Annotated in this window: 4 protein-coding genes; 2 read left to right on the top strand and 2 right to left on the bottom strand. The window is 62.8% G+C overall.

The window, feature by feature from the left end; translation table 11 throughout:
- Positions 1–102 precede the first annotated feature (102 nt).
- Positions 103–1758 carry a Na+/H+ antiporter gene (locus tag PQR53_RS31285; protein WP_408462950.1) on the bottom strand — a complete coding sequence of 552 codons (1656 nt, stop codon included), beginning with the start codon at positions 1756–1758 and terminating at the stop codon, positions 103–105.
- A gap of 384 nt (positions 1759–2142) precedes the next feature.
- On the opposite strand from PQR53_RS31285, the gene PQR53_RS31280 reads away from it, so the two are divergent.
- Both PQR53_RS31280 and PQR53_RS31275 read left to right on the top strand, forming a co-directional pair.
- Entirely contained in the window at positions 2143–3411 is a 1269-nt protein-coding gene (locus PQR53_RS31280; protein ID WP_408462947.1) for a sensor domain-containing phosphodiesterase, read from the top strand.
- 180 nt (positions 3412–3591) lie between these two features.
- A complete protein-coding gene (locus tag PQR53_RS31275) occupies positions 3592–4293 on the top strand; it encodes a copper homeostasis protein CutC (RefSeq protein WP_408462944.1) in 702 nt (233 codons plus the stop codon).
- 117 nt (positions 4294–4410) lie between these two features.
- On the opposite strand, the gene PQR53_RS31270 is transcribed toward PQR53_RS31275, so the two are convergent.
- Positions 4411–7998 (bottom strand): indolepyruvate ferredoxin oxidoreductase family protein, encoded by a 3588-nt coding sequence (locus tag PQR53_RS31270; protein ID WP_408462942.1) that lies wholly within the window; start codon positions 7996–7998, stop codon positions 4411–4413.
- Positions 7999–8074: the final 76 nt, after the last annotated feature.

Raw genomic sequence — 8074 nt, 5'->3', positions numbered from 1 at the left:
ATAGGCAAACAGAAACAACCGCCACGCAGGCAAAAGACCAACCAAAGGCCAACGCCATAGGCAAAACAGACACCACTGCGAACGCAAAATACCCCCAATCTTTCACTTCCTCCGCGCGGTCAGCGCAGTCTCCACCAAATCCACCTCCCGCATCAGCTTATTCAAAGTCTCATCATTAATCGCTTGAGAATTGCGCAGCGCCAGCAGCGCCTTGCGCTCAGCTCGCATAGCAGCCAACTTCATCCGAAACTCCAGCGCATCGGCACGGCGCGCCATTTCCCGTGGCTCCCGCTCCTCGTACAACGTGGCGAGCCGTCGCCGATACACATCCATCACCCTCGCGGTGACATCCGCCGCATACGCGGATGCCGACTCATCCAGATCCACGCACTCAGTATCGTGCACCTCGTCGACAGCACGAATCGCCGCTTGCGCCGCCATCGTGCGTGCCATCGCCTCCTCCGCGGCGTGCGGATCCCTGCCGCGCCGCCAACCGCGCAACAACAGCGGCAACGCCACAACTGCAACCAGCAGCGATAAAAGAATCACCCCCGACGCAATGAAAATCGCCAGGTCCCGTCCCGGCAGCGGCGCACCGCCCGGCAACACCTCGGGCAACGACAACACACCCGCCAACGTCACCGCGCCGCGCACGCCAGCCACCGTCGTCACGGTGACCGTGCGCAACCCCGGCACAGCATTCACCACGCCATGCTTCGCCGCGCCGCGGCTCGCGAACCAGCGTAGCAGCCAGACCCACACAAAGCGCATCGCATACAACGCCGCCGCCACGGCGCCGATATAGCCGATCAGCAGCCATACCTGCGCATTGCCGGTCTCGTGCGCGTCGAGCAACGCGCGGCCGAGAATATGCGGAAACTGCAGCCCCAACAGAATGAACACCATGCCGTTGAAGACAAACTCGATCATCGTCCACGTGCTATTCGCGCGCACTCTCGATGACACCGGCCCGACATGCACAATGCTCGCGTAATTCATCATCATGCCGGCCGAGACCGCGGCCAGAATGCCCGACAACTCGAAGCGCTCAGCAGTCAGATAAGCGGTGAAGGGGATCAGCAGCGTCATCACCACGCCCGGCGCCGGATCGCCGTCTTCGTCAAGACTCAGAAAGTGTGCCGACACAAAACTGAACAGCCAGCTCACCGCCGCGCCCGTCGCGAGACCGCCCGCGGCGATGATCACGAAACTGATCGACGCATCGCGCAGCGAAAACACGCCCGTCAGCGCCGCGGCAATCGCAAACTTCAACGCGACAAGACCCGACGCGTCGTTCATCAACGCCTCGCCTTCAAGAATATGCATCAGCCGTCCAGGAATCTTGCCCTTGCCGACGATGCCGGTCAGCGCCACGGCATCGGTCGGCGACAACACAGCGGCAAGCGCGAATGCAACCGGAAGCGAAATCGACGGCACCAGTGCGTGCACGAAGTAGCCCACCACCAGCACCGTCATGAAAACCAGGCCGAGCGCGAGCATCAGAACAGAGCGGCGCGCCATGAACAATTCGCGCTTGGGAATGCGCCATCCATCCGCGAACAGCAGCGGAGGAATAAACAGCATCATGAAAATTTCCGGATCGAAGGTGACGTGCAGCCCGAGCCGCGGCCATGCGAGCAAAGCGCCGATCGCGATCTGCACGAGCGGCAGCGGCAAGGCGACCGGCAGCATCCGGGTAACCACGCCGGAAGCGGCGACGGCGAGCAAGAGAATCAGTACGGTAAAGACAATGTCCATCGGTCTATTTCTGGAGATATAACGGTGCTTCCACCGCTATCATCTGCGATGTCGCCGCATAACGGTCATGAGGCGCGCGGAACGCGGTAAGCCCGAAGTTTAGCCCGACGGCGCGTCACGCCAGCGCCAGCTGTGCAGTGTCCAGCGAACGTGGCCAGCAAGGGTTCCCGTAAGGCGGTGCACTGTAACGGTGCGCGGCGCGCCCACCGGCGGCGCATCGACCCTTTCACCGGTGCAATCCTTCATGCAATTTTCAGTCGAATGTGCGCCAGCGTGCGCATGGAGCTTGCTTAACGTATATCGATGACGCACATTTTGAGAAACGGTGCCGAGGTTGTTCGCCTCCGCGTTCGGACCGGCCCGGCTCTCGCGTGAGAGGATTGCATGACGATTGCGCAACAGGAAAGAACGGCCAGCGTGCCGCATGGCTTCGATGTCGAGGTGACGTCGGGGCTCGAGCGTTTTTCAGCGCAGCATGGCGAGCTGACGCTGACCAGCGTGTTTCAACCGATTTTCAGTCTCTCGCATATGCGGGCGGTCGGCTACGAGGGGCTGCTGCGCGCGCACGATGCGCTCGACCGTCCCGTGTCGCCGCTCGACGTCTTCGGCGAAGCGGCACGTCTCGGCGACGTGTTGCAAGTCGATCGGCTCGCCCAGACTCTGCATCTGGAGAACTTCAAGGTGCTCGGCGCCGAGCGGGAATGGCTGTTCTTGAACGTCCATCCCGGCGCGCTCACCGATCCGTATCTCGCCGCTGCCTTGCTGGCCAACCTCAAACGGCTCGATCTGTCGCCGCGGCGGATCGTGCTCGAGGTGCTCGAGCAACGCGCGGAGGATCTCGAACGTCTCGCCGAGGCAGTACGTCAGTTCCGTGAGCGCGGTTTCCTGATTGCTCTCGACGACTTCGGCGCGGGTCACTCGAATGTCGAGCGGATCTGGCAATTGAATCCCGATATCGTGAAGCTCGACCGCATCATGCTGTCGCACGCCGCGCATCGTGCGGATATGGCGACGATCCTGCCGGGGCTGGTGGCGTTGCTGCACGAAGCGGGCAAGCTCGTGTTGATCGAAGGCGTGGAAACGGAGCATGAAGCGCAGATGGCGCTCGCCTGCGACGCCGACTTCGTACAGGGCTTTTTCTTCGGACGACCCAATCCGGGCGCGGCCGATGCGGCGCACGCCACGACTTGCATCAGCGAAGTCACCGACCGTTATCGCGATCAGGCCGAGGCGCGCGAGCGCCGCAATGCGAGCCGCCTCGCACCGTACCTGCGGGCGTTCGAGCGCGCCGCGGAGCGGCTTGCCGCCGGCGAACCGCTCGAGGAGGTGTGCTGGAATTTCCTCGCGCTCGACCATGCCGCGCGCTGCTTCCTGCTCGACGCGAACGGCAAGCAGGCGGGGCGCAACGTCGTATTGCGCGCCGATCGCGCGGCGCATGAGACGCGCTTTTTGCCGTTGGCCGATGCGCAAGGGGCGAACTGGCTGCGCCGTCCGTATTTCCGCGCGGCGATCAGCGCGCCGGAACGCGTGCATGTGACGCGTCCGTATCTGTCGATCAACGAGGCGTTGCCGTGCGTGACGCTCTCGGTGGCGACGCATGTCGGTGAGCAGACGTGCGTGCTGTGTGGCGATATCGATTGGGTTGAGGAATAGCGGTTCGGGTAGTTTGTTTCGGTAGGTAAGCGGCGATGCTGGCGGTTCAGATCGGAACGGAAGGCGGCGATTCCAATGGTTCGATCTGGAGCGTGAGTAGCAATCCTGGCGGTTCATATTGGGAGGGCGCGCGTGGCGGTTCTGAGATCATGTCGTTTTTAACGACCCTCAGCCACGCCTATGTCCGTCCTACTCGAAGTGATCGCCACGACCGTTGCCGACGCCCGCCTTGCAGCGCAGGCGGGTGCGAACCGTCTCGAACTCGTCACCGCGATGGGTGAGGGCGGTCTGACACCGAGTCTCGGGTTGATCGAAGCGGCGGTCGCCGCGGCGAGCATCCCCGTCAACGTCATCGTGCGACCGCATAGCCGCTCGTTCGTATATGACGCCGACGACTACGCCGTGATGCTGTGCGACGTGCGCGCCGTCAAAGCGGCCGGTGCGAACGGCGTGGTGATCGGCATGCTGACGGCAGACGGTGAGATCGACCGCGAAGGCCTCGCGCGCGCGATCGATGCGGCGGACGGTCTGGCCATCACCTTCCATCGTGCGTTCGACGAAACGCGTGATCAGCGAAAAGCGCTCGACGTGCTGCTCGGTTTCGATGCCGTGACAAATGTCCTGACCTCGGGCGGCAAACCTTCGGTACTGCAGGCGGAGTCGATCATGCGCGACATGGTGCGGCAAGCGGCCGGGTCACATTGCACGGTGCTAGCGGGCGCGGGATTGACGATCGATGCAGTGGCCGGTTTCGTGAGCGCGACGCAGTTGCAGGCGGTTCACTTCGGTTCGGGCGTACGGGTTGGCGGCAACGGACTCGCACCCGTCGATGCGGCGAAAGTCGCGCAGGTGCGAGCGCTGCTGGACGCAAGGCACGGCTGATTCGTCAGGCGGAAATCGAAGCAGCCGGACGCAACGCCCAGCAAAACTGTCAGGCAAAAAAATGCCGCTTCGAGGTTCAACCCGAAGCGGCATTTTTCATCGCACGTGCGAAAGAACCTACTTCGCGACGACCACCGGAATCCCGCGCAATTGTCCGGCGCCCTTCACCTCTTCCAACGACTTCTTCACCGACACGCTCGTCGCAGCTTCGATCTGCAAGCGCGCAGCGAGATCACGCTCGCCGCGCTTCACGCCTGCCAGATTCGCGAGCTTAACGTGACCATAACCCCGTACACGCGCATGCAGATCGGCGAGCTTCGCGACGTCTTCGAGATTGTTTGCATCGAGCTTCGAGAGCGCGCGTTGCAAGGTGGTCTCGTAGTCGCCGGCGAGTTCGCGTTCCATTTTGCGTTCGAGCGTGCGGCCGAACGGATCGAACATCGTGTCGCGCAGACCGCTGAATTTCGCCATCACGCCGAGAACCGGCCACATCCATTGACCGAAAGTCTTCTTGGTCGGATTCACGCCCGCCGGAGCACGCGTGAGTGTGGGCGGCGCGAGGTTGAACTTGATGCCGAAGTCCTTGCCCGCCACACCTTCGAATTGCGCTTCCAGTGCTTCACGGAACGTGCTATCCGTATGCAGGCGCGCCACTTCGTATTCGTCCTTCACCGCAAGCAGACGATAGAACGTCGTCGCTATTGCGCGCGTGATGCGCTCGCTCTTTGCATCGACCGCGGTTTCGGCGCGCCGCGCCGCATCGACCAACGCGCGATAACGCTGTACGTAGCGCGCACCGCCGTACGTCTGGAGACGGCCCTCGCGATGCGCGATCAGTTCGTCGAGCGTATCGACACGCACCGGTTGCGTGGCCAGATGGCGTGCTTGCCACAGCGATTCCAGCGCGGCCGGGTCTTCCGCGGCAACACGCCCGATTGAGAACGCCAGTTGATTCATTTGCACGGCAACGTTGTTCAACTCGATCGCGCGCATCATCGCGCTGAACGAGACCGGGACGAGGCCGAGTTGCCAGGCGTAGCCGAGCATCAGAATGTTCGCGCCGATGGTGTCGCCGAGGAAACGTGTAGCAAGCGCCTGGGCGTCGCACGTCGACATGCGCTCGGCGCCTGCCGCGTGACGCATCTTGTCGATTAGCGCGTCGGCATGCAGCGTCGCGTCCGGGTTCTGCACGAAGGTCGCATTCGGAATCGCGTGCGTGTTGACGACGATCCGCGTGCGGCCATGACGCACCGTTTGCAGCGCATCGGCGCTCGCGCCCACCACCATATCGCAGGCGAGCAGCACGTCGGCCTGTTGCGTGTCGATGCGGACCTGGTTGAGCCACTCGTCGCGCGCGGCAAAGCGCACGAACGACAGCACCGAGCCGCCCTTTTGCGCAAAGCCCATGAAGTCGAGTACCGACGCGCTCTTGCCTTCCAGATGCGCAGCCATGCTGATCAATGCGCCGACCGTCACGACACCCGTGCCACCGACACCCGTCACCAGGATGTCATACGGCGCGGCATCGAGATGCGTCGCGGGAATCGGCAACGCTTCGACGCGTGCGGCGAGCGCGGCCGGATCGAACGCGGCGCCCGCGGCTTTCTTCAGCTTGCCGCCTTCCACGGTGACGAAGCTCGGGCAGAAACCGTTCACGCACGAATAGTCTTTATTGCACGACGATTGATCGATGCGGCGCTTGCGCCCCAACGCGGTCTCAACCGGTTCAACCGACAGACAGTTCGACTGCACGCCGCAATCGCCGCAGCCTTCGCAAACTTCCTCGTTGATGAACAGACGCTTGTCCGGATCGGGAAACTCGCCTTTTTTCCTCCGACGCCGTTTTTCCGCCGCACAAGTCTGGTCATAGATCAGCACGGTCACGCCGTCGGTGTCGCGCAATTCGCGCTGCACGGCGTCCATTTCGCTGCGATGGTGGAACGTCGTGCCCTTCGGAAACTGGTCGTGATGCCCATCGTATTTCTCCGGCTCATCGCTGACCACGACGAAGCGCGACACGCCTTCGGCTTCCACCTGACGCGCGATCTGCGGCACGGAGATACTGCCGTCGACCGGCTGGCCGCCCGTCATCGCGACCGCATCGTTATAGAGAATCTTGTACGTGATAGTGGCTTTCGCGGCCACCGCCTGACGGATCGCGAGAATGCCCGAATGAAAGTAGGTACCGTCGCCGAGATTCTGGAAAACGTGGCGCGTTTTCGTGAACATCGAATGCGAGGCCCAATCGACGCCTTCACCGCCCATCTGAATCAGGCCGGTGGTATCGCGCTCCATCCACGACGCCATGAAGTGACAGCCGATCCCCGCATGCGCGATCGAACCTTCCGGCACTTTGGTCGACGTGTTGTGCGGGCAGCCGGAGCAGAAATACGGCGTACGCTTCACGCTATCCGCGGCATTCGAGAGAATCTGCGGCGCGACCAGGTCGACCACACGTTCGCGGCGATCCAACGCCGGCTTGTGTTTCGCGAGCCAGTTCGCGAACACAGGCAGAATGCGCGACGGCCGCAATTCACCCAGCGACGACAGCAGCAGCGTGCCGTCTTCGGCATTCTTGCCGATCACGATCGGACGCGTGCCTTGCGTGCGGTTATACAGATAGTCTTTGATCTGCTGCTCGATGACCGGACCTTTTTCCTCGATCACCAGCACTTCGGACAAACCGGACACGAACGCGTCGATGCGCGTCATTTCCAACGGGAACGACAGCCCCACCTTGTAGATCCGCACGCCGGCCGTTTCCAGATCGGCGACGGTCAGATCGAGCCGGCGCAGCGTTTCCATCAAGTCCAGATGCGCTTTGCCGCACGTGACGATACCGACGTCCGCGTGCGGACTCGGCGCAATCCATTTGTCGATGCTGTTGGTGCGCGCGAAATGACGGACGGCGTCGAGCTTTGCGTGCATCCGCGATTCAATTGTCAGGCTCGGCAGATCGGGCCAGCGGTTATGCAGGCCGCCTGCCGGTGTTTCGAAATCCTGTGGAGTCGCCCATTCGGTTTGCAGCGCGTCGAGGTCGACCGTCGAGCCGGATTCGACCGTTTCCGAGATCGCCTTGTAGCCGACCCACGCGCCCGAGAAGCGCGACAGCGCCCAGCCATACAGGCCGAACTCGAGCATGTCGGCAATGTTCGACGGATTCACCACCGGCATATGCCACGCCATCAACGCGAAGTCGCTCTGGTGCGGCATCGACGACGACACGCAGCCGTGGTCGTCGCCCGCCACCACCAGCACGCCACCATGCGGCGACGAGCCGTATGCGTTGCCGTGTTTCAGCGCATCGCCCGCGCGATCCACGCCGGGGCCTTTCCCATACCACATCGCGAACACGCCTTCGACGGTGCGCTCCGGGTCCGACTCCACCCGCTGCGTACCGAGTACCGCGGTGCCGCCGAGTTCTTCGTTGATTGCCGGCAAAAAGCGAATATCACTCGCCGTGAGCAGTTTTTTTGCTTTCCACAACTGCTGGTCGACCATGCCGAGCGGCGAGCCGCGATAACCGCTAATGAAGCCGGCCGTGTTCATGCCGTGCGCGCGGTCGGCTGCGCGCTGCATCAGCACGAGGCGCACCAGCGCCTGCGTGCCGGTGAGGAAGATGCGGCCGCGCGTGGCGGTGAGGTTGTCGGACAGCTTGTAGTCGGCGAGAGCGGGCGTGCCGTCGACGGGCAGGCGAGCGGTCATGGGTGAGTCTCCAGTGTTTTTGCATCCGCGCGCCGTGGTGTGGGGGCCACAAAGGTGACGCGGCGAAAGAGACTCT

It is taken from the genome of Paraburkholderia fungorum, assembly GCF_046027605.1.
Lineage (GTDB): Bacteria > Pseudomonadota > Gammaproteobacteria > Burkholderiales > Burkholderiaceae > Paraburkholderia > Paraburkholderia fungorum_F.
This window is presented reverse-complemented; position numbering and strand designations above follow the sequence as displayed.

Coding starts and splice junctions, on each gene's coding strand:
- PQR53_RS31280 (WP_408462947.1), top strand. CDS start 2,143: ATGACGATTGCGCAACAGGAAAGAACGGCCAGCGTGCCGCATGGCTTC.
- PQR53_RS31275 (WP_408462944.1), top strand. CDS start 3,592: ATGTCCGTCCTACTCGAAGTGATCGCCACGACCGTTGCCGACGCCCGC.
- PQR53_RS31270 (WP_408462942.1), bottom strand. CDS start 7,998: ATGACCGCTCGCCTGCCCGTCGACGGCACGCCCGCTCTCGCCGACTAC.
- PQR53_RS31285 (WP_408462950.1), bottom strand. CDS start 1,758: ATGGACATTGTCTTTACCGTACTGATTCTCTTGCTCGCCGTCGCCGCT.